Here is an 18,841-nt window from a genome sequence, read left to right on the forward strand (position 1 = left end):
TGCTCGCAGATTATGCCGTGCGCTTGTCAAGCGCCCGTCTTCGCCTCGAGCTGCTCAAGCGTCAGGTATTTGCCATTGGGCGAATAGAACTGTGAGAACGACACCTTGCCCGACCGATACAGCTTTGCGCGCTCGGGCCCGAGGATCTCGTCCTGGCGCTCGGGCGACTGCTTGGCGAACCACTCGGCGTATGTCTGATCGGCCGGCACTTGGCCATCCATGGACGCGCGCGTGCCCGGCGACATCTCGTCCATGTCGATGCCGAGTTCCTTCCAGCTCTTGAGCACCGGCACGCTGACGCTGCGGCAATTGAAGTGCAGCCGCCCAGGGCCTTCGCCCCACGGGATCGAATGGCCGATGGGCTTGTGATCGTCCGATGTATAGCGCAAGCCGTCGCGGATGCGACACATGGGGCTGGTCTTGCTGTCCAGCGTTGACACCCATTGCACGGCCTTCACCAGCTCGGCGTTCGCGTCCGTCATGGCCTGCCTCGCGGTCTGAGCCGTATGGCTCAGCGCGGTTTGTACCACGGCGGCCAGCTCGCGGCGCGGGCGCTCGAGGATGCCGTCGCCATAGCGCAAGGCCTTGGTGCCGCGAATGGTCTTGATGATGTCCGCAGTGGTGCGGCCCTCAACGAAGCCAGCGCGCACGGCGTTGCGGATCTGCGTCAGGCGCGAGGCTTCCAGGTTGGCGGCCCAATCTTTCAGGAGCCGGCCCTGGAACGGCCGCGACAGCGCGGTGGCATAGACCTGGCTGGCCGACACGCCGGCGACGGGGAATTGCACCATCACCTGCGCGGGCACCGCTGCGCGCAATCCGGCCAGCTGAGCCTTCGACTCGACGCCTGCCAAGCCTTTCATCTCAGGCTTGAGGTCAGCCAGCACAGCGTCATAGGCCTGTGCGTTGAGCTTCCGCACCGAGTCGAGCAGCGCGTCCAGGCGCTTGACCGTGAAGCTCTCACGGTCCATCTGCATCAGCGCTTCGGTCAGCTGCGCCATGAGGCTCGCGTCCGTTCGGTTGAGCACGGCGATCATGCGCTGCACGACACCGGTGGCGAACTGCCGGAGATCGTGCTCGTGGTCGATCGCCCAATCCTGCAGGACGGCGTTGGCGGTGGCCATCAGGTGAACGAGCTCGCCGTTTCGTTACCGGGTCCCGGCGCGGGCGGCGCCGGAAGCGCAGGCACTTCCGCCTTGGCCAGTTCGAACTCGACCTCGGGGTCGATGTCATCCGACAGCACGCCGCGGCGCTGCAGCTCGCCAATGGCGGTCTCGCCAGTGATGACTCCGGCCAGGTGGAGATCCTTGATCAAGGCCGCGCTGGCCTCACCCATCGTGCTCGCGCCGTAGTCGCTGAATAGCTCGACGTTGCCAGTCTGGGCGACGTTGGCGAACTGCCCCATGATAACGAGCGCTTGATCCACAGAATCCGCGAAGTTCTCCGCCATGCGCTGAAGATCGGATTTGTTGGCCTCGGCATCGTTGGCTGATTCCGTCGCCGTGCGCGCGCCGGGCTTCTTGACCATCAGCTCCGCGCCCGACTGGATCATCTGATCCTCGAGTGCGTCGAGCGCCGATTGGCCGGCCGCGATCGCCTTTCCGCTGTGCTCGACGAACTTCATGTCCGATTGCGCGGGTAGCTTCACGGCCGCTGCGCCACCGACGGTCAGTGCAGTGTTGTCGTCTGCGCCGATCATGGCCAGGATGGGAACGCGCGCCACGTGCAGGATCGTGTCCTGGTCGCTCTGGCTCTGCCAGTGCTTCACGTTGAGGTAGGCCAGATCAAGCATCGGCGGTTGCCCGCACATAAAGCCCTTGCGGATACCGTAGATGGGCACGAAGTTGACCACGTCGAGCGACGTTGTGCCGAAGTCGGTGATCACCCACTTGCCCTTGTCAATCTCCTTCCAAACTTCCCAGCGGCCCGGGTACAGCACGCGCACCTGATCGACRCACTTCACGCCGAACGGGCCGTCTGGTTCCTCAGCCTGCTCCAGGATGCGAAGCTGGGAAAGCCGGGCCGGGCCGCTGGACTGGTCAGTGAGCCAGCCAAGAATCTGGTTGTGCTTCACGCGCACGAAGTACGGGCGGATCGATGCGGGCATGTCGCCCTTGCTGCGATAGCCGCCGGCGGGCGCGCGTGGGTAACTGACCATAATGCCGGCGAGGCCACTGAACGATTCTTCGAACATCTCCGCGGCAAAGCTGTTCAGGCTGACGCCCTGCATGTCGATGTCGTCGGCCCACTGCTCGATCTGCTGGTCGGCATCCTTCAACTGCAGCGGCTTGGCGAATGGCTTGCCCGACATAACGCCAACCGTGCGGCGATACGCTGGAAACAGAGTGGCCGTCTTAAGGCGTAGATCATAGGCGTCGCTAGCCTCGGCGGGCCACATGGGCAACAGGTTCTGCCCTGCCTTGCGCATGGCAGGCGTGCCGCCCATCAAGGCGTCAAGCACGACCCATTCTTTGCGGCGAGCGGTGATCTCGTCGTTGGTGTCATTGACGGCAATGGGCATGCTTAGATCCTGAGAGGCTGCACCACGGCAATGCGGTGCTGAATGGGGTATCGGTAGACGACGAAATAGCCGGCCGCGTCGATGACGTGATCCAGGCCGCCGGCCTTATCTGGCTCGCCGTTCTTGTCGTAGGCCTGTTTCTCGAGCGACTCGACCAGCTCGGGGCAAAGCTCAGGGTTCACCAGGTAGCGCCTTGCGCCGTCCTTGTTCACCATGGCATTCACCGACAGCACGCGGTCTTTGACGCGTGGGTTGGTGGCGTTGACGCGCACGCTGAATCCAGCCGTACGCAGGATTGCGTGATCGGACTCGCTGGCGTTGTTCGACTTGCGCGCCTGACCGCTGGCGTCGGGATAGACCATGATCGCGTGGCCCGGATGCTCACGCTTCAGCAGCGCGCACATGGCCGGCGTGTCCAGCACCTTTGTGTATTCCTTGACAGCGTGCGGGTTGTCGCCGCGCAGTACGTGCACGACCGCCGACATCTTGCCGACGTTGAAGTCCATGCCCACGTGCAGCGCATCGCCGGGCTTGATCGTCTCGGTGCTGGCATTCTTGGCGCGGTCGAACTCGGGATAGACCGAACCCGCCACCAGGTTCACGAACTCGCCGTCCAGGTACGCGGCAAGCAGGTTGCTCGGGTACGAGGCGCGCAGGCTGTCGATGTAGCCGGCTGGCAAGTTCCGCGCATTGCTCAGCGTGGATGCCTTGATGATGCGATAGCCGTTCGCAGGGTTTCGCTTCCAGCGGTCGTAGACGAAACGGAAGCCTTCCGGCGTGGTTGCCACGGCCACCGTGTTCAAGCTGCCGTCCGGCTTCTTCTGGCGGTTGCGCGAGATGATCTTCACCCAGACCGCGCGCGCCTGTTCCTCTTTTAGCGTGTCCAGCTCGTCGGCGATCGAGTCGGCCACCTCATAGCCGATGATGCGCTCGGGCGTGTCCATCGTGCGCAGGATGATGTCGCCCGCATCCTGCACGGTGATGATGTTGTCCGCCTTGTTCGTGGCGAACTTCAGGCCAAGCTCTTCCAGCTGCTCGCTGATGCGCGGAAACGCAATGCGGCGCACCAGGTCGTACGTAGGCAGGTAGTACGCCACGCTCTGGCGCGGGTACTGCAGCTTCTTTGTCAGCGCGCGAACAATGGCCGCGTGAGTCTTGCCGCTGCCGAAGCCGGCCACCATGGCGGGGAACTGCTCTTCAGCGGTGACGAACTCGAACTGAGGATCAGTGAGCTGTATCTGCGGCATCGGCCGGAACGCGAACGATCTGGATCACGGGCACGTTGTYAGTCGTGACATTGGCCTCGACGTACTCGGTGGGCTTACCCCAGCCGCGGTCAAGCAGCGCATTGGCGGCCTGAACTCGTGCAATAGGAAACGCCTTCTTGTCGTTGGTCACCTCGACAAGGCATTCGATCGCCGCGACCGTGTGCTCGCGCGCGAGCTGGGCCGCTGTCTCGCCATTGGGCCCGATGCGCGGCGAACGCCCGCCCGGGTTGCCCGACTTGCCCTTTTCGAACGTCGTACTGCTCTTGGCCATGCTTATTTCCGCTCAGCAGCCAGCTTGTCTAGGGCTGCATCCCTTTCTGCTTGGAGGCTGGCAACGAGTCCAATAATTCGGCCTGCACTTTCTTCACGTAGTCGATTCGCGGCGTCGACAGCTCCGGGATCGGCTGCGGTCGCGGGCACACCGGCGGCTGCACAACGCCACGTTGGAGACAGCCGGACAGTGCCAGCATGCAGGCCAGCGACAGTGCTGGCAGAAAGAGCTTGCGCATAACGCATGTCCCCGGTGAATTTGACATCGATGGCCGCGAAGTCATTGGCCTGCGTGTGCTCGGTGTCGCGCGCCGCTTCGCTGGCCTTGGTGGTTTGCTCGGCGGTGTGCTGGTCGGCTTTGGCAAGCTGTTCGCGTGCGCGAAGGCCGCCAACGTGATGGCCAGCAAGAAAGACAGCCGTGAGCACGAATGCCCACAGCGCGAACTTGATTTCCAGCCAGTAAGGCTTGAGCGCGTCCATCACAGCCAGTGTCCAAGGCAGATGGCGGCGGCTATGGCAAACAACGCAATGGCGCCCATTGCGTTGCCAATGCCTTCAAATCCGGCAGTCGGTGCACGAAACAAGGTGATCGCGCCCCAACAAACGAGCGCGACAGGAATCATCCACCAGTGCAGTGTGATCGTCATCGCGGCGTGAACCCCTTGCGCAGGCAGAACTCGACAACTCGGTCAAAGCTCGTCTGGCCCGATACGCGCCGGTGCATGGCCACGATCTTCAGCGCGAGCCATGCCCACCATTTGAGGCGGTGCGTGTACATGCCGGTCATGACTTGCCCTCGCATACGGCGCGCTCGTCGGCGCGGCGATTCTCCAGGCCTTGGCTGACCTGGCGTCCGATGTACTTCCAGCGGCCCAGCTCGGCGCACGCGCCCGGCCAGTCGTTGAGCTGTGCCTTGGTCTGCAAGGTCGATCCGCAAACGACGCCCTGCCCCGCATTGAATACGGCGCTCGTGAGTGCGCCCTCGATCTGCACGAGCATGGGCATGGTCAAGCAGCGCTTGACGGACTGGTTTGCTACCTCAAGGTCAGCCTGCTTGAACTGTTCGCACTCGTCGGTGGTGTACCGGCGACCGTCGATCACGTCCTTACCGGTGTGCCCATAACACACGGTCAGAATGCCGCCGGTGTCGCGGTACGGCGTGTATCGCACGCCCTCCCACTTCGTCACGAGCGCGCCTGCTACGGCAAGAACCGCAGCGCTGGCTGTGACAACCACGCGCGGATTCATTCCTGCGTCGCCGCCTTTCGTGCCTTGAACCACGCAACGATGCGCGGACGAACGTACTTGTCGAACAGGAGCGAGGCGAACCACAGCGCGGTCAGCGCCGACGCCAGCTTGTCCCAGGGAAAGCCAGCCATCACGCCGCTCAAATACGTCACCGCGTAGCCCACGCTTGCCCCTTCAATGAAATTGCGCATCAGCTGCCGCCCCTGTTCTTTGCGCGTGCGCGCTGTTTGATGACGACGAAATCCACGCCACCACCGGTGCCGTTGTCTCGTGTCGCTGCGTACTGGACGGCCTCGACCGCCGTCTTGCCGAAGTCCATGGCTGCRGCGGCCCATCGCCAACCGGAGCCCTCGGCCATGCATTCCTCGATTCGGCACGGGATCTCTGAATCGCCTTCCCACAAGCTGAGCTTGCCGCGCACGACCATGATGGCCGTGAAGTTCACCAGCTCGGGCTTCTTGACCTTCTTGCCGCCGCGATACCAGCGAAGGAAGTGATGGATCTGTGCGACGTTGCCTGCGCAGGCGATGTATCCGCCGGCGACAGGTTCGATCTTGTTCGTGATTCGGTACTTCGAACCGCCATATGTGGTCTGCTTGTCGGCAGCGAGCACGTAGCCATCCCACGCGATGGTGGTCATGCCGCCTTCCTCGCCACCGTGAAACGCTCCGTCGCATTGCGGTACTTCCGGCGCATGTACGCATCAAGGCTCACGCCCTCGTACTTGCGGCACAGGTAGTCGAGTGTCAGCGGCATCTCGCAGAACTCGCCGTTGCGTACCTCGTTGAGAACAACCACACCGCGCCAGTGGTTGTTGGCCATGCCCTTGTATTCCTCGTCGTGCAGGTAGCACGAGCCGGCCACGATGCCTTTCTTGATCTTGCCGGTGGCGTACTGCTTGGTGCCAACCTCGTATCCCTGCACGTGGCCCTGCACGAACGAGTCGCCAACATGGTTGAGCTTGTTCTGCGGCGTGCCGCCGATGGCGCGGCCGGTGTTCACTGCCGCGAAGTAGTGCGCGTAGGTCACACCGTCGATCACGCGCTGGCCGGGTGCGCTGCAGTAATACGGCACCACGTCCCAGCCAAGCCGCTCGCGGTTGAGCAGGTGATAGCCCAACGTGCCAGCCAGTCGCGGGTCGCTGTTGATCGCTCGAATCAGGCGATGCTCGTGGTTGCCTTCCAGCATCGTCATCTTGMGCGGACGCTTCGGACGGCCCATGGCCTTGGTCAGCAGACTCAGCGCGTCATTGCCAGCCTGGACATCGTCCTCGACGCGCGCGCCTTCCATCGACAGCGACCCGATACCCTCGTAGCGCGACAGCGAAGGAAAGTCCCAGTGGTCGCCAAGGTGGATCACCTCGTCGGGCTGGTAGTCGCGGATGGCTTGGCCGATCCAAGCGAGGTGGTCGGTCGGAACACCCTTCTTGACCTGGGTGTCAGGGATGACGAAGTGCCGCTTAGGGGCACTCATGCGCCGGTCGCGTCCCGGTCGCGCTGGAAGTCGGCGGCTGTGCCGTCAGTGGCTAGCGAACCGTCAGCGTTGCGGCGTAGCGGAACGACAGCTTCGCGCTGCGCATCGAGCGCGCACCAATCGATAAGGTGGCGAACAGGAATGCGCTCGGACGTGGCCGATTCAGGCACACGAGCCGTGATCGACATCTCGCTGGCAATAAGCTGATCGACGATCAGACCAGCGTGGTAGAGGTAGTGCTTCAGCGTGCGGAGGCCCGCTTCGCGGTCGCTAATCGGCGCAGCAGGCTCTGCACGCGCAGGCGGATCCTTCCGAGTGAACGGCGGCATGTGTGCGTGCATGCTCAGCCGCCCTGCGTTACGTCGCCCTGCTCGGCGTCGCGCTTTGCCTGAATCTCTGGCAGCACATCGCGCTCGAAATCTTCACGGCGAGCGCGCGCGTTGTCCGCGCAGAACGGACAGTCGTTCTTCGTCATCGAGCCCATGATGAGCATCCTTCGCTGGTTGTGAATAAGTCCGGCGAGCGTTTCCGCTGCTACTGACGCCAATGGCGCAGGCCGGCTCAGGTGATCGGGGTGGCGGGACGCCTACGCGTTGGCTTTTCAGGCCGCGGGTTACCAAGGTTGCGGGACACCGTACGGAGCCCTACCGACCTCGCCGCGATTGCCATCACGGCCGTGTTAGCTGACCTGCCACCACCCCAAACGAAAACGCCCCGTCAGATGACAGGGCGCAGTGGTTCGATGATGGAAGTTTCGTGCAGGGCGCCTAGCGCTTGTCAAGCAGCGCGGCGGTTCCTGCGCGCCGCCAACGCAAGCGCATCCTCCGCCAACGTCTCCAGGATATACGCCCCAGCCGCCACCAGGTCGTTCCAGTCGTCCGCCCGCACGCCATCGGGCATCGGTGGCTGCGGTCGCCCCATGACCGCCTGGTAAGCCGCCCAGGCAACGACGCCGATGTTGGCGCGGTGACGCTTCACCAAGACGCTGCGATCGCCTGCCAGCGCCTTACCGAGCGCTTCGCAGATGGGTCGATAGTGGCCAGCGCGCCCGGTGGCGATGTCCATGGCGATGTCCGGGCCGATGTCCTTGGCATCGCGACGCCCGAACGACAAAGCCGCGGCGACCATGTGATCGGCCGGGATCGCGCGCAGGTGGCTTGTGCCAGCCCCCGTCGGCTCGCGCCAGGTGCTATGGCCGGCCAGGGCGAACACGCGCTCGCGGAAGCTGGGGCGGCTGTTGGCTTCGAAGGTGTGTAGGGTCATGCGGCGTCCTTGAGTTCGTTGTCGGCCCCATCGGCCGCCAGATAATCACGGAGCACGGCGATGGCTTGCTCGTGGCCGCGGCAGAGTTCGGCGCGCCATCCTGTGGCGCGAAGGTGAGCCAGCCACTCCCGCTGTTCGGTCGACGGTCGGCCCGTTTCGGTCTTCAGCTCGATGACCAAGCCGATGAAGTCAGACCGGCGCACAGGGAACCAGTAATCCGGCGGACCGCGGCGAACGCCCTCTGCCTTAATCAGCCCGGCAGTGCGCTTCGACCGATGGCCACCATTCGGCCAGGCCGCGAAGAACTTCAGCTCGGGCCAGTCGCGCTCAGCTCCCTCGACCCAGCGCATGAGCAGGACGGCTTCGATGTGCTCGCTGTTCATCGGCGCGCACCAAGGCGGTCGATCGCCCAGCAGATGTGGCCGACCAAACCGAAGGCTGCGCAGGCTACCGCGTCGTCGTGGTCCTTGCCGAAGATCGCGAGGATCGCAGCGCCCCCAAAGACCATCATCGTCTGCCAGCTCATGCCGGCACCCTGACAGCAGGGATCGACGACTCCTTGGTGACTACTCCTTGCCCCTTTAGGGATACAGCATCAAGGAGTAGTAGTCGGGCGGGGGCAAGTACGGGGTAATGCGCGCCTGACAGCGCCGCATTTACCCCCAGCACATGCCCCAACGGCAAGCAAGGAGTCATCAAGGAGTCAATCAAGGAGTTAAGTCGTTGATTCATGCGCATTTACTTCTGACTCCACGGTGCGTTTGATTGAGGCAAGGAGTTGACCAAGGAGTCGCCCGCTTCCCAGGGCTTCGGAGCGTCAGACGGAGGCCGATAGACATCGGTGAACCCCTTGGTTCGTGGCACCTGTTCCGTCGACCTGGACAGCTCGCCAAGCTCGAGGGCCATGGCGAGGTAGGGCTTTGCCCAGCCCGGGTTACGACCGCACTTGGCACTGATCTTCGCGGCCGTGGGCTGCTCGCCAGCCTCAGCCAGGGCGCAGGCGGCCTGTACGACCACGCGCATGCTGGCGTTGCCCTGCTCTGCCTTCTTGTCTGCCTTGGCTTCCTCGCGCGCACCAGACAGCATGCGGCGGACACTGAGCCACGACTTGCCGGCCACATCCTTCGGCGGCTGGATCGTGTGCAGGCGCGGGCCATGGTGTTCGGTGTCCGCCCAGCGGAAGAATGTCGGCGCAGGATCGGCTGACTTGGACGATGACAGGCACACCAGCGCCGTCACGCGCTCCGCCTCGCCGCGCGCGACCATCTTGCGCAACAGCGTGCGGGCATCGCCATCGGGGAATGGCTGGCTGTCGCTGCCAAGGTTCACGATGAGATGCGTCTGACGGGCATTGTTGACCAGGGCTGTGCCACCGCGGATTGCAGCCTCGCTCAGCTCGAGCGATGACAGGGCGTTACCTGACTCCTGGTTCGTGTGGTGCGTGAGAACCACGGCAACGCCGGTCGTCTTGGCAATGTGCTTCAGGGTCATGACCAGGAAGCGCAGGCCCGCGTTGTCTTCCTCGGCTTCGGAGATGGTCGAGGCCGTCTCGAAGACGACCAGGCCGAGCGGGCACTCGCGGTCCTTCATCTTGTTTATCTTGGCTATCAAGGGTTCAACGATGAGTCCGCGTGCAAGGTTCTTGCCTTGCGCCTTCACGATCTCGCGCATATCGCTCAGCGCGCCCTGGTGCAGCTCGGGGATGATGACGTTCTTGCGCAGGCGGTCTGCTTCGTCGGGCGTCGCGTAAAGGTGCTGGGCCTCGAACTTGCGCGAATACTGCGCGCGGTCATCCTCGGCGCTGTAGATCATGGCCGAGCGAACCTCGGACGGGCACATGTCTGCCAATGGCAGGCCGAGCGCGTACTGCTTGACGATGGCCATCACGGCGGATGTCTTACCCTCGCGGCCAGGCGCGGCCACGATGGACACCTCGCCTTCCGGGAACAGGCCGCGGCGTCCGTCTGCGGACATGAAGGCGTGCGGGTGCGGGATGGCGGAAGCGGCCAACTCTTCGAGCGTGAACGGCACGCAGGCGGCATCAAGGGCATCCATGATGCTTGCAGGCTGTTGCTCGGGCGGGACGACTGCCGGCGCCAACTCCCGCTTCGACAGAGCCCCATCCAACGCACGCTGAATCTCTTCGTCAGGCACATGGCGGCTGTAACGGCCCGCATCGCGACGCGCGCACATGGTGTCGAAGGCTTCGCGGCGCGTCATGGCGCCGGCATGCACGGACTGCGCGAGTAGTAACGTGCACTTGATCACGTCCGCGTGGCGATCGTGCTCGATGACGACGCCAGGCCCGAGGCCTTGAGCGCCGGTCAGACCTTGGCTTTGGTCAGAGGCGACCGCCGGCGGGAAGTGCGCAAGGATCGTCTCAGCCGAGTACGGCAGCGCGCCGGACTCGTGGATGATGCGGGCGAGGAACGGCGCACCCTTCTGGTGCAGCATGCCCGGCAAGCGCATGACGCGCGCCAGGTCGTTCACGCTCTTGTCGGTGCCAAACTGCGCCGCGATCGAGCGCTGCACGTCGCGAAAGGCCGCTGTCGGCAGATCGTCCACCAGCCAGTAGACGTGCCACTTGCCCGGGCTGGACTCGACGACGACGTGGGGCTCAAGGCCACAGGCCAGGATCGGATCCAGCGGCGCGCCATCGGTATCGGCAAACACCGCGCGCACCTTGTAGATGGTGTCGTTGGTCTGCTCGCCGGCGTTTGCCACCACGTACACGCCACAGCCCTGCGCTTGCTTGGCGACCAGGTGCGGCCACACATCGGTGAGACCGCCGTCGAACTTGGCAGCAAGGCGCGGATCCTTGCGCGACTCTTTGTCGTCGAAGACGCGGAAACAGAACGTCTCGGCGCTCTCGTCCAGGATAGCGAGGAAGCGGGCTGCTTCGGATTGATCTAGTTGCGTCAGGGCTTGGGCGGCGGTCATGCGGCCAGCTCCACCGGAGCGGCGATCAGCCCTCGGGCTTCGGCGTACGCTTGGATGAACTCGGCCGCGGCTTGCGGGACGATGGCATTGCCGTAGGCGCGCAGGCGTCCCACTCTAGCGGGTAGCCCATGAGCCAGCAGACGAATGCTGGGTTCAACGCGCCGGGCTTTTCCGTCGTGTCCGATGATCCAGCCAGGACGTGCCCACGGATTGCCACTAGGCCAGCCGAATTGCCCGCTTCGTTGTTGCCGCTCTTCGCTGGTGCCAAGCTCGTTGGCATGGCCCATAGCGCGACTGTCATTGGCAGCGTCTTGCCCTTGGGATTCGCAGCCCACCTCTCGTAAAACTCCGCGCTCGCGCTCTCGCTGCGCCAGTCCCGTGCCGCCGGCGTTGGCCAAAGTGCCTGCGACAGACTGTGCAACGAATGGCCGCGTTTTCCATTCGCTATGCACCCTTTGCCGCCCGCTTGTTCCGAGTCCTGGACGGTCGGTGTCGGCCACAAACCAGAGGCGATCTCGCCGATGGGGCGCGCCGACGGCACAAGCTGGCAATACCGTCGCCCCGATGGCGTAGTCCTGTCCTTCCAGGTCAGCACACATTCCATCGAGCCATTGATGTCCAACCGCTGCCGCAACCTGCTCTCCAAAGACGACTGCAGGGCGACACTGGCTGATGAGGTGGAACCATGCAGGCCAGAGATGCCGCTTATCTGCAGCCCCATTTCCCTTACCTGCGACGCTGAAAGGCTGACAAGGGCAGCTGCCAGTCCACACGGGTCGATCACTCGGCCATCCGGCAAGCGCCAGGGCGAGGGGCCACCCGCCGATGCCAGCAAAGAAATGACATTGCACGTATCCGGCGAGGTCAATGGGTCGGACATCCTCGATGCTCCTGGTGTCGATGTCGCCAGCAGGGATAAGACCCTCGGCCATGAGGTTGCGAAGCCACGCCACGGCGTAGGGATCGATTTCGTTGTAGTAGTGGCGCGCAGCACTCACGCCGCCTGATTCCTACGCAGATGATCCTCAGCACACTGAATGCAGAAGCGCCACGCGACGCCCTTAGAAACGACGACGGGCGTTTCCTCGCATTCCTCGCAAAGTGGAATCACCCGCACCCGCGTGGCATGCAATCGGATCGCCGCCTCGCGCTCGATCTGTTCCAGCTCGGCGGCCTTGTCGGCTTCGTCAGACATTTTCTTCTCCCTGCTCGGCCAGCTCGCGCGCATTTCGCTGCAGCCACAGGTGGGTGCGAATGGTTTCGACGGTGTCGGGGTCCGGGTTGAACTCGAGTGGGGCGAGCTGGTCGGTGGTGTTCACGCCACCGCCTTCAACACCGCGCCGCTCTGCCCCACGATCCGATTGACCATGGCGACGATCTTCTGCTGCACGTGAAGTGCGCATTCCTCGATGTCTGCCTTTTCGTTGGCACTGATGCGCCCGTCGGCCAGAGCGACGTCGATCACGCGCGCGAGCTCGCCCTCGGCGCTGGTCACGCGCAGGATGCTCGTCAGGATCGAGACGTCCTCGCACTCGCCCTCCAGGCTGGTCAGCGCAAAGCCATGATTGGCAGCCAGCGCATGCAGGATCTGGTGATCGCCGGTCACGCCCATGATGCGATCGGCCTCGCGAAGCGTGAGGTGATGCGTGGCCGTGTTCGGGTTGACCTTGGAGCGAAGCACGGCGGCGGACATGCCGATGCGTGGGCCAAGCGACTCGGAGCCGCCCGGGTAGTCGTGGATGGTGCGGTGCGCTGCGTCGATGACGTTCACGGTTGGCTACTCCGAACGTGGAAGGTGTTGCGCTGCGTCAGTACGGTGTCGGCATGGACACCACGGACAAGGACGTTGAAATGCACAAGCGCCATGGCTTAGGCCGCCCTCTTAGTGACCGGGCTCGTGGAATTGCTCAGCGGACTCTGGATCGGCTGCAACGGCCGGACCCAAATCAGCACAGTGGCATCAAGGCTCGGGTCAGCCTTGACCATCCGATCTGCCAGCCGGTGGCCGATGCCTCTGCGCCCCATGCCGACGGCATAGAGGGTGGGATAAGGGATGCAGAGCTTGTCAGCGACTGCCGGGAGGCCGCCGTTCCGATCCACGTAGCTCTGCCAGTAATCGCGAGGGGTCATGGTTGACTGTGCGTTTTGCATTGTTTCGGAGTGTGCACTTCGCACAGATGGAATGCAAGCACCTGCTCTAGCCTTCGACCTTGGTCACATACCGCGCCGTTACAGGCGTCTCATTTCATGAGCAAGTTCACTGACAATCTGACAGCGCAAAGAAAGAAATTGCGCATGACGATTCCCGATGTGGTGGCCGCGCTGGAGAAGCGCGGGATCTCCCGTGCCGAATCCACTGTTGCGCAATGGTTCAATGGCACCAGGGGAAATCGTGTGGATACGGATGACATAAAGGCACTTCTAGACGTGCTGCAGACCACCTTTGAAGAGATGTATGCGGGCACGGACGACCAAGAGCGGGTGGACACCATGCGCACGCGTCTGCGCAAGTGGAGCGACCTATCGCCCGAGGCTCAGGCGGTCGTTGATTCCATGATTGACCAGCTGCAGGGGAAGAAATGAAGAGGCTATGGATTGCGTTAGCCGCCCTTCTGACTGCCTCGGCACTGGCTCAAACTACCCTTCCGCCACCTGAGATAAGGCTTTCATCCAGGGACTTCTCGGGGCCGCGACAGGCGCCGCCGCCAACCACCGCGGATGGCTTCATGGCGGCTCTTACCGAACCGGCCAACAAGTGCGCGTCCATCGGCTACAAGGCCCATATGGAGGCCAGGCTTGACTACCGGAGTCAGGCCACGGAGGCCGCACGCGCATCCCTTGAGGCATGCGTAAGCGCCGCGCGGCAGTCAGGCGAAGATGCCTACAAGGCATTCGTTGCAGGGCCCGCCAGCGCGACCATCAAAGCCAGCGGCAAAGACCTATTCGCGGCGTGGCTCGCCTACCTTCCCGGCTGGGCGCATGGGGATCGTGGAACGCCGACGGAGGCCGACTACAAGGTGGCGTTCTCGCGCTTCCAGGTCGATGCAATGACGCAGTGAATCACCGCGCCCCTGGACCAAGCCCGCTTGAGCGGGCTTTTTTTGTGCCAAAAAACCGACACTAAACTAAACGCTAGCTGAACAACTATGCGGTATGCACAAATAACCGTGCGAAACGCATTGACCGTAAACTGTGCGAAGCGCATAGTTCTCCCCGCACCGCCAACCGGCGAGTGATGGGAGGTCTCGATGGCCACTGGCGACCGCAACAAGAACGGCTTGCTCCTGGATCTCCAGGAGATTGCCGACTTCTTGCGCTCCGCCGGGTGGCCCGAGCAAGCGGACCGCCTGGTCCGTGACCGCTGGATTGTCTCCGGCCTGATGGGTGAGCTGACCAAGGCTCACGAAATCATCCGCATCGCTCTCGCCTGCCTGCACGACAAGTGGCGGTTGGAGTTCCTTGATCGCGTCATCAACGCAGGCCTTAAAGGCTTGTTCGGAGTGACGCGCGTCAACGAACGCAAGGAAGTCCTGAAGCGCGCGAGGGGTGAGAAGTGAACCGCCATACCTACCAGAAGCTCCGGCACGCTGCCCGCCGCGCACAGCGCGACTGGTGGAAGGCCATCAAAGACCCGTACGCGTCGAACTACGAGCGCGGTCGCCTCAACGATCAGATGCATGAGCTGCAGGCAAAGGTGCCGGGCGGCATGGGCCGCGCCTCGAACGAAGTGATGCTCGAGGGCTGGTTCTGGCGCCGCATGGCCGTCAACCGCCGCATCACGGATCGCAAGGCGAAGGCACGCATTGCCGAGGCGGTCGAGCTGATGGCTGGCGGCTTCTCGCAGAGTGAATGGCGGTGGGCGGCATGAGCTTCCCTGCTGGCTTCGTCATCGGCCAGATCGTAGGCGGCTTCGCTGGATTCATCGCGGCCGTTCTTCTTCGGCGCATTCGCATCAACGGAGGTGACCAGTGAGCGCCACCATCTACGACCCGCGCCTATTCGCCCTGCGTCGCTCGATCCGCATGAGTTCGCACGCAGGCCCCGAGACCACAAAACAGGCAGAACGCATGGCGCTGCGCACCGCGAGCGAAGGCCATAGCGTGGCCAACGCGCTCAGCACTGCGACGCGCTACCTGCGCAGCGTGCGTCAGGTTGAGCCCAAGGGTGCCGCGTGAAGCTCGCCCGGGCTTTGGTCACCCCGATCGCCATCGAATTCATCTGCGCCGCCTTGCTGTGGTTGGCGCGCTAAACACACTGGAGAAGGTGACATGAGCATTGTCTATCGAAACGAGACCAGGACTGCAGGAGCGCATAAGACGCTTGGCGAAATTGCCGTCAGCGTCAATGCACACGACTGCCAGCACGGCGCCGTAGGCAGCATCCATATCTGCATGGACAGCGGGAATAGCTCGTCGTCGTATCACATCTCTATCGCAGCGGCGAAGCGCATTGCCCTAGCTCTCGCCAAAGCCGCTGCCGAAGCCGAAAAGCACACGCTCTTGGAGGCCGCATGAACCCCATCGACGAAGCCRCCAAGAACCTGGAAATCGCCAAGTTCAACGAAGCCCGTGCAACCGCAGAACGCCTGCGCGCCGAGCAAGCCCTGGTCGAACTGATGCCCGCCAAGACCGAAGGCAGCGTCAGCATGAAGGGCGCCGACTACAAGGTGTCGATCACCTACGCGATGAATCGCACGGTGGACGGGCCTGCGTTGGCGGCAATCAAGGATCAGGTGCCGCTCGCTCTCTTGGAACAGGCCATCAGCTACAAGCCGTCGCTCGTTCTTGCCGGCCTTCGTTACCTGCAGTCGAACGAGCCGGATGCTTATTCGGTGTTGTCGCAGGCGATCACCGCCAAGCCCGCTAAGCCTTCGGTGAAGGTTGAGCGCATCGCGGAAGACATGCGGGAGGCGGCGTGATGGAAGCGGAACACGTCCTCTACAAGCGCGGTGATGCCGGCGTGCCCGACGTCATCAAAGACCAAAACGGCGACATCGTTCTCGGCCTCTGCAAAGTCTGCGGCCGCGCCGAAATAGAACTCGACGAACCGTGCACCACGAACCCGGAGCCCTAAACCATGGCCATTTCCCTTTCTTCGATCTCCCGCACCACCCGCAATAGCCTGCCGCCGCGCGTCATCGTGCACGGCGCGCAGAAGGTCGGCAAATCCACCTTCGCGGCCGGCGCATACAACCCGATTTTCCTGCCGCTCGAAGACGGCCTGCAGGGCATTGAGACGAACGCGTTCCCGCTGCTGACCTCGTTCGATGAGGTGATGCAGGCCATCGACAGCCTGGCCGCGCCGAACGATTTTGGCACCGCCGTCATTGACTCGCTCGATTGGCTTGAGCCGCTTGTGTGGGCGCACGTCTGCAAGGCCAACGGCTGGCCTAACATCGAAGCGCCGGGCTACGGCAAGGGCTACATCGCCGCCAACGACACCTGGCGCCAGTTCTTTGCCGCGCTGAACGATCTGCGCCTAAATCACGGCAAGGCCATCGTGCTGATTGCCCACAGCGCGGTGAAGCGCTTCGAGGCGCCCGACACCGAAGCCTTCGACCGCTACGAGCTGAAGCTGCAAAAGGGCGCGCTCGGCCTGGCTGTCGAGTGGGCGGACGTGATCGGTTTCGCTCAGGAAGAGATCGCCATCAAGAAAGAAAAGGACGGCTTCAGCGGCACGCGCGCTCGCGGTGTCGGCACTGGCCGCCGCGTGATGCACGTCAACGCTAAGCCCAGCTACATCGCCGGCAACCGCTACGGCATGCCCGACACCATCGACCTTTCGTGGTCTGCGCTGATGCAGGCCATGACGCCGACTGCGATGGCGCAGGCGGCTTAACGATTACGGCAGTGAGTCGCGGAGCTAACGCGCAAGCGGGACTGAGAAACGACGCAGCCGGATGCAAGGCCGGCCACTGCCTACCAAGCACCACCAACCCGAACCGAGGAACACGAACATGGCAAATATCTTCAATGCTTATGACGCCGAAGCCGAAGCCCAGTCCGACTTCAGCGCCCTTCCCTCCGGCGAATACCTCGCGCAGATCGTCAACAGCGAGATGAAGCCGACCAAGAACAACGATGGCGAGTACCTGGAGCTTGAGTACGAGATCAAGGACAGCCAGTACCTCGGCCGCAAGGTGTGGTCGCGCATCAACCTCAGCAGCCCGAACGAGCAGGCGCGCACCATTGCCAATCGCGAGTTCGCCTCGGTTCGCGCCGCAACCGGCGTTGCCAATCCGCGTGATTCGCAGGAGCTGCACTACAAGCCCCACATCATCCGCGTCGAAATGATTCCGGCGGGTACTGTGGACAAGAAGGGCTACAAGAGCACCCGCGACAAGAACGAAGTGAAGGCCTGGAAGAAGGCTGAAGGCGTCGTGGCGACGAACACGCAGATCGCTCCCACGCAGACGAACACCGCCGCACCCGCAACCGGCGCCACGCCGCCGTGGGCACAGCGCGCCGCCTAACCATTCCGCGCGAGCTGCGCGCCAGGGCAAGGAAGCCCGACTCCTTCGCCGCGCCGTCGGTGTAGACGCAGCAACGAGCTGACAGCCGGGAAAGACCGGCCCCTTCTTGAACCAGGAACCGCCCATGGCCCTGCTACCCGAAAAACCCGAATCCCAAACGGTCAACGCGATCTATTCGTTTTGGGCCGGTCATCAGTCGCAGCCGCGCGCCTATCTCGGCGGTTCCGTGATCGGTCGTGAGTGCGAGCGTCAGCTGTGGTACGGCTTCCGCTGGGTGACCGGTGGCGAGCAGTTCGACGGCCGCATGCTGCGCCTGTTCGACCGCGGCCAGCGCGAAGAGGCGGCTTTCGTCGCCGACTTGCGCGCTATCGGCTGCAAGGTCGTGGACGTCGATCCGGCGACCGGCAATCAGTTCAATTTCAAGAGTGTCAGCGGCCACGCTGGCGGCAGCATGGATGCCGTGGCGCTGGGCATTCCCGAGGCGCCCAAGACCTGGCACGTGTGCGAGTTCAAAACGCACAACACCAAGAGCTTCGCCACGCTGGTCAAGGACGGCGTGCACAAGGCGAAGCCCGAGCACTACGCTCAGATGCAGATTTACATGAAGTGGGCGCAGCTGGATCGGGCGCTGTACCTGGCCGTCAACAAGGATGACGACCAGCTGCATGCCGAACGCATCCATGCGGACGCGGACTTCCAGGCTTCGCTCGAAGCCAAAGCCGAACGCATCATCTTCGCTCAGGAGCCCCTGCCCGGCATCAGCACGGACGCCGCGTTCTACAAGTGCAAGTTCTGCCCAGCCAGCAAGGTGTGCCACACCAACCAGCTCCCCCAGGTCTCCTGCCGCACCTGCCTGCACGCCACGCCCGAGAAGGATGGCGATGGCCGCTGGTCGTGCGCCAAGTGGGGCGCGGACATTCCGCTGGATGCGCAGCGCGCGGCGTGCTCGAGCCATCTGTACGTACCGGTTTTGTTGAAGCGTTGGGGCGAAGTATCGGACGCGTCGGCTGATGATGGCTGGGTCGAATACAAGTCCGCTGACGGCTTTGTATTCCGCAATGGGCCGCGTGGGCCGGGCAGCTTTGAGAGCACGGAGCTCGCCGCCAGTACGCCTGCGCAGATTCGCGATGCCCAGACGAACGAGTTGCGTGATGCGTTTGCGGGACGGTTGGTTGAGCACAAGGAGGCGGCGTGAGTATTCGTCAGTTGCTTTGCCTGCACTCATGGCGCGTTGTGTGGCTCATGCCGCGCCTGAACATCAAGCGCATTTCGCTGTGGCCTGACCACTTGGCTCACCCGGACTGGAAAGACACGGGCATTCGCCGCTGCGAGAAATGCAGCAAAGAGAAGCACGCCTCCACATACCGTACTTGGGAGGCCGCATGAACG

General features: G+C 63.3%; 33 protein-coding genes. 12 read left to right on the plus strand and 21 right to left on the minus strand.

Annotation, left to right across the window (positions count from 1 at the left end; translation table 11 throughout):
* Positions 1 to 26: 26 nt before the first annotated feature.
* From AC1DMG_RS05900 to AC1DMG_RS06000, 21 genes are all read right to left on the minus strand, one after another.
* Positions 27 to 1,121, minus strand: a complete 1,095-nt coding sequence (locus AC1DMG_RS05900) for a phage minor head protein (protein WP_477180265.1) — start codon at positions 1,119 to 1,121, stop codon at positions 27 to 29.
* Positions 1,121 to 2,395 (minus strand): DUF4055 domain-containing protein, encoded by a 1,275-nt coding sequence (locus AC1DMG_RS05905; protein WP_477180266.1) that lies wholly within the window; start codon positions 2,393 to 2,395, stop codon positions 1,121 to 1,123. The genes AC1DMG_RS05900 and AC1DMG_RS05905 overlap by 1 nt, the downstream gene beginning before the upstream one ends.
* Positions 2,396 to 2,520: 125 nt before the next feature.
* On the minus strand, positions 2,521 to 3,765 hold the full coding sequence (locus tag AC1DMG_RS05910) for a terminase large subunit domain-containing protein (protein WP_477180267.1): 1,245 nt from the start codon (positions 3,763 to 3,765) through the stop codon (positions 2,521 to 2,523).
* On the minus strand, positions 3,743 to 4,057 hold the full coding sequence (locus tag AC1DMG_RS05915) for a hypothetical protein (RefSeq protein WP_477180268.1): 315 nt from the start codon (positions 4,055 to 4,057) through the stop codon (positions 3,743 to 3,745). Before AC1DMG_RS05915 ends, AC1DMG_RS05910 begins: the two co-directional genes overlap by 23 nt.
* Positions 4,058 to 4,059: 2 nt before the next feature.
* Positions 4,060 to 4,536, minus strand: coding sequence for a hypothetical protein (locus AC1DMG_RS05920; RefSeq protein WP_477180269.1), 477 nt, complete (start codon positions 4,534 to 4,536; stop codon positions 4,060 to 4,062).
* Positions 4,536 to 4,703, minus strand: a complete 168-nt coding sequence (locus AC1DMG_RS05925) for a hypothetical protein (RefSeq protein ID WP_477180270.1) — start codon at positions 4,701 to 4,703, stop codon at positions 4,536 to 4,538. Before AC1DMG_RS05925 ends, AC1DMG_RS05920 begins: the two co-directional genes overlap by 1 nt.
* Positions 4,700 to 4,843 carry a hypothetical protein gene (locus AC1DMG_RS05930; RefSeq protein ID WP_477180271.1) on the minus strand — a complete coding sequence of 48 codons (144 nt, stop codon included), beginning with the start codon at positions 4,841 to 4,843 and terminating at the stop codon, positions 4,700 to 4,702. Before AC1DMG_RS05930 ends, AC1DMG_RS05925 begins: the two co-directional genes overlap by 4 nt.
* Complete coding sequence (locus AC1DMG_RS05935) at positions 4,840 to 5,244, minus strand: lysozyme (RefSeq protein ID WP_477180272.1); 405 nt, start codon at positions 5,242 to 5,244, stop codon at positions 4,840 to 4,842. The genes AC1DMG_RS05930 and AC1DMG_RS05935 overlap by 4 nt, the downstream gene beginning before the upstream one ends.
* Before the next feature lie 56 nt (positions 5,245 to 5,300).
* Positions 5,301 to 5,495: a hypothetical protein gene (locus AC1DMG_RS05940; protein WP_477180273.1), complete on the minus strand. Its 195-nt coding sequence runs from the start codon at positions 5,493 to 5,495 to the stop codon at positions 5,301 to 5,303.
* Positions 5,495 to 5,944 carry a hypothetical protein gene (locus AC1DMG_RS05945; RefSeq protein ID WP_477180274.1) on the minus strand — a complete coding sequence of 150 codons (450 nt, stop codon included), beginning with the start codon at positions 5,942 to 5,944 and terminating at the stop codon, positions 5,495 to 5,497. The genes AC1DMG_RS05940 and AC1DMG_RS05945 overlap by 1 nt, the downstream gene beginning before the upstream one ends.
* Entirely contained in the window at positions 5,941 to 6,777 is an 837-nt protein-coding gene (locus AC1DMG_RS05950) for a hypothetical protein (RefSeq protein ID WP_477180275.1), read from the minus strand. Before AC1DMG_RS05950 ends, AC1DMG_RS05945 begins: the two co-directional genes overlap by 4 nt.
* A complete protein-coding gene (locus AC1DMG_RS05955) occupies positions 6,774 to 7,106 on the minus strand; it encodes a hypothetical protein (RefSeq protein WP_477180276.1) in 333 nt (110 codons plus the stop codon). The genes AC1DMG_RS05950 and AC1DMG_RS05955 overlap by 4 nt, the downstream gene beginning before the upstream one ends.
* A gap of 14 nt (positions 7,107 to 7,120) precedes the next feature.
* Positions 7,121 to 7,261, minus strand: coding sequence for a hypothetical protein (locus tag AC1DMG_RS05960; protein ID WP_477180277.1), 141 nt, complete (start codon positions 7,259 to 7,261; stop codon positions 7,121 to 7,123).
* A gap of 293 nt (positions 7,262 to 7,554) precedes the next feature.
* Positions 7,555 to 8,040, minus strand: coding sequence for a hypothetical protein (locus AC1DMG_RS05965; RefSeq protein ID WP_477180278.1), 486 nt, complete (start codon positions 8,038 to 8,040; stop codon positions 7,555 to 7,557).
* The gene (locus AC1DMG_RS05970) at positions 8,037 to 8,423 is read right to left on the minus strand and encodes a VRR-NUC domain-containing protein (RefSeq protein WP_477180279.1); all 387 of its coding nucleotides are present in this window, start codon (positions 8,421 to 8,423) and stop codon (positions 8,037 to 8,039) included. Before AC1DMG_RS05970 ends, AC1DMG_RS05965 begins: the two co-directional genes overlap by 4 nt.
* Positions 8,420 to 8,566, minus strand: a complete 147-nt coding sequence (locus AC1DMG_RS05975; RefSeq protein ID WP_477180280.1) for a hypothetical protein — start codon at positions 8,564 to 8,566, stop codon at positions 8,420 to 8,422. The genes AC1DMG_RS05970 and AC1DMG_RS05975 overlap by 4 nt, the downstream gene beginning before the upstream one ends.
* 212 nt (positions 8,567 to 8,778) lie before the next feature.
* On the minus strand, positions 8,779 to 10,713 hold the full coding sequence (locus AC1DMG_RS05980; RefSeq protein ID WP_477180281.1) for an AAA family ATPase: 1,935 nt from the start codon (positions 10,711 to 10,713) through the stop codon (positions 8,779 to 8,781).
* Positions 10,714 to 10,976: 263 nt separating this feature from the next.
* A complete protein-coding gene (locus AC1DMG_RS05985) occupies positions 10,977 to 11,978 on the minus strand; it encodes a DNA cytosine methyltransferase (protein ID WP_477180282.1) in 1,002 nt (333 codons plus the stop codon).
* The gene (locus tag AC1DMG_RS05990) at positions 11,975 to 12,175 is read right to left on the minus strand and encodes a hypothetical protein (RefSeq protein ID WP_477180283.1); all 201 of its coding nucleotides are present in this window, start codon (positions 12,173 to 12,175) and stop codon (positions 11,975 to 11,977) included. Before AC1DMG_RS05990 ends, AC1DMG_RS05985 begins: the two co-directional genes overlap by 4 nt.
* Positions 12,168 to 12,299: a hypothetical protein gene (locus AC1DMG_RS05995; protein ID WP_477180284.1), complete on the minus strand. Its 132-nt coding sequence runs from the start codon at positions 12,297 to 12,299 to the stop codon at positions 12,168 to 12,170. The genes AC1DMG_RS05990 and AC1DMG_RS05995 overlap by 8 nt, the downstream gene beginning before the upstream one ends.
* On the minus strand, positions 12,296 to 12,751 hold the full coding sequence (locus tag AC1DMG_RS06000) for a phage regulatory CII family protein (protein ID WP_477180285.1): 456 nt from the start codon (positions 12,749 to 12,751) through the stop codon (positions 12,296 to 12,298). Before AC1DMG_RS06000 ends, AC1DMG_RS05995 begins: the two co-directional genes overlap by 4 nt.
* 476 nt (positions 12,752 to 13,227) lie before the next feature.
* Between AC1DMG_RS06000 and AC1DMG_RS06005 the strand changes: the two genes are divergently transcribed.
* The 12 genes from AC1DMG_RS06005 to AC1DMG_RS06060 all read left to right on the plus strand — a co-directional run bounded on the left by AC1DMG_RS06005 (position 13,228) and on the right by AC1DMG_RS06060 (position 18,838).
* A complete protein-coding gene (locus AC1DMG_RS06005; protein WP_477180286.1) occupies positions 13,228 to 13,563 on the plus strand; it encodes a hypothetical protein in 336 nt (111 codons plus the stop codon).
* Between the two features lie 143 nt (positions 13,564 to 13,706).
* Positions 13,707 to 14,039, plus strand: coding sequence for a hypothetical protein (locus AC1DMG_RS06010; RefSeq protein WP_477180287.1), 333 nt, complete (start codon positions 13,707 to 13,709; stop codon positions 14,037 to 14,039).
* A gap of 189 nt (positions 14,040 to 14,228) precedes the next feature.
* Positions 14,229 to 14,537, plus strand: coding sequence for a hypothetical protein (locus AC1DMG_RS06015; RefSeq protein WP_477180288.1), 309 nt, complete (start codon positions 14,229 to 14,231; stop codon positions 14,535 to 14,537).
* On the plus strand, positions 14,534 to 14,848 hold the full coding sequence (locus AC1DMG_RS06020; RefSeq protein ID WP_477180289.1) for a hypothetical protein: 315 nt from the start codon (positions 14,534 to 14,536) through the stop codon (positions 14,846 to 14,848). The genes AC1DMG_RS06015 and AC1DMG_RS06020 overlap by 4 nt, the downstream gene beginning before the upstream one ends.
* Positions 14,849 to 14,948: 100 nt before the next feature.
* Entirely contained in the window at positions 14,949 to 15,155 is a 207-nt protein-coding gene (locus tag AC1DMG_RS06025; RefSeq protein WP_477180290.1) for a hypothetical protein, read from the plus strand.
* A 93-nt stretch (positions 15,156 to 15,248) separates the two neighbouring features.
* Complete coding sequence (locus AC1DMG_RS06030; RefSeq protein WP_477180291.1) at positions 15,249 to 15,494, plus strand: hypothetical protein; 246 nt, start codon at positions 15,249 to 15,251, stop codon at positions 15,492 to 15,494.
* Complete coding sequence (locus tag AC1DMG_RS06035) at positions 15,491 to 15,898, plus strand: DUF7173 family protein (protein ID WP_477180292.1); 408 nt, start codon at positions 15,491 to 15,493, stop codon at positions 15,896 to 15,898. Before AC1DMG_RS06030 ends, AC1DMG_RS06035 begins: the two co-directional genes overlap by 4 nt.
* A complete protein-coding gene (locus AC1DMG_RS06040; RefSeq protein ID WP_477180293.1) occupies positions 15,898 to 16,053 on the plus strand; it encodes a hypothetical protein in 156 nt (51 codons plus the stop codon). The genes AC1DMG_RS06035 and AC1DMG_RS06040 overlap by 1 nt, the downstream gene beginning before the upstream one ends.
* Before the next feature lie 3 nt (positions 16,054 to 16,056).
* The gene (locus AC1DMG_RS06045; RefSeq protein ID WP_477180294.1) at positions 16,057 to 16,818 is read left to right on the plus strand and encodes an ATP-binding protein; all 762 of its coding nucleotides are present in this window, start codon (positions 16,057 to 16,059) and stop codon (positions 16,816 to 16,818) included.
* A gap of 118 nt (positions 16,819 to 16,936) precedes the next feature.
* On the plus strand, positions 16,937 to 17,452 hold the full coding sequence (locus AC1DMG_RS06050; RefSeq protein ID WP_477180295.1) for a DUF669 domain-containing protein: 516 nt from the start codon (positions 16,937 to 16,939) through the stop codon (positions 17,450 to 17,452).
* A 124-nt stretch (positions 17,453 to 17,576) separates the two neighbouring features.
* Positions 17,577 to 18,647 carry a hypothetical protein gene (locus AC1DMG_RS06055; RefSeq protein WP_477180296.1) on the plus strand — a complete coding sequence of 357 codons (1,071 nt, stop codon included), beginning with the start codon at positions 17,577 to 17,579 and terminating at the stop codon, positions 18,645 to 18,647.
* On the plus strand, positions 18,644 to 18,838 hold the full coding sequence (locus AC1DMG_RS06060; RefSeq protein ID WP_477180297.1) for a hypothetical protein: 195 nt from the start codon (positions 18,644 to 18,646) through the stop codon (positions 18,836 to 18,838). Before AC1DMG_RS06055 ends, AC1DMG_RS06060 begins: the two co-directional genes overlap by 4 nt.
* Positions 18,839 to 18,841 lie beyond the last annotated feature (3 nt).

The organism is Dyella sp. 01N36, assembly GCF_056399745.1.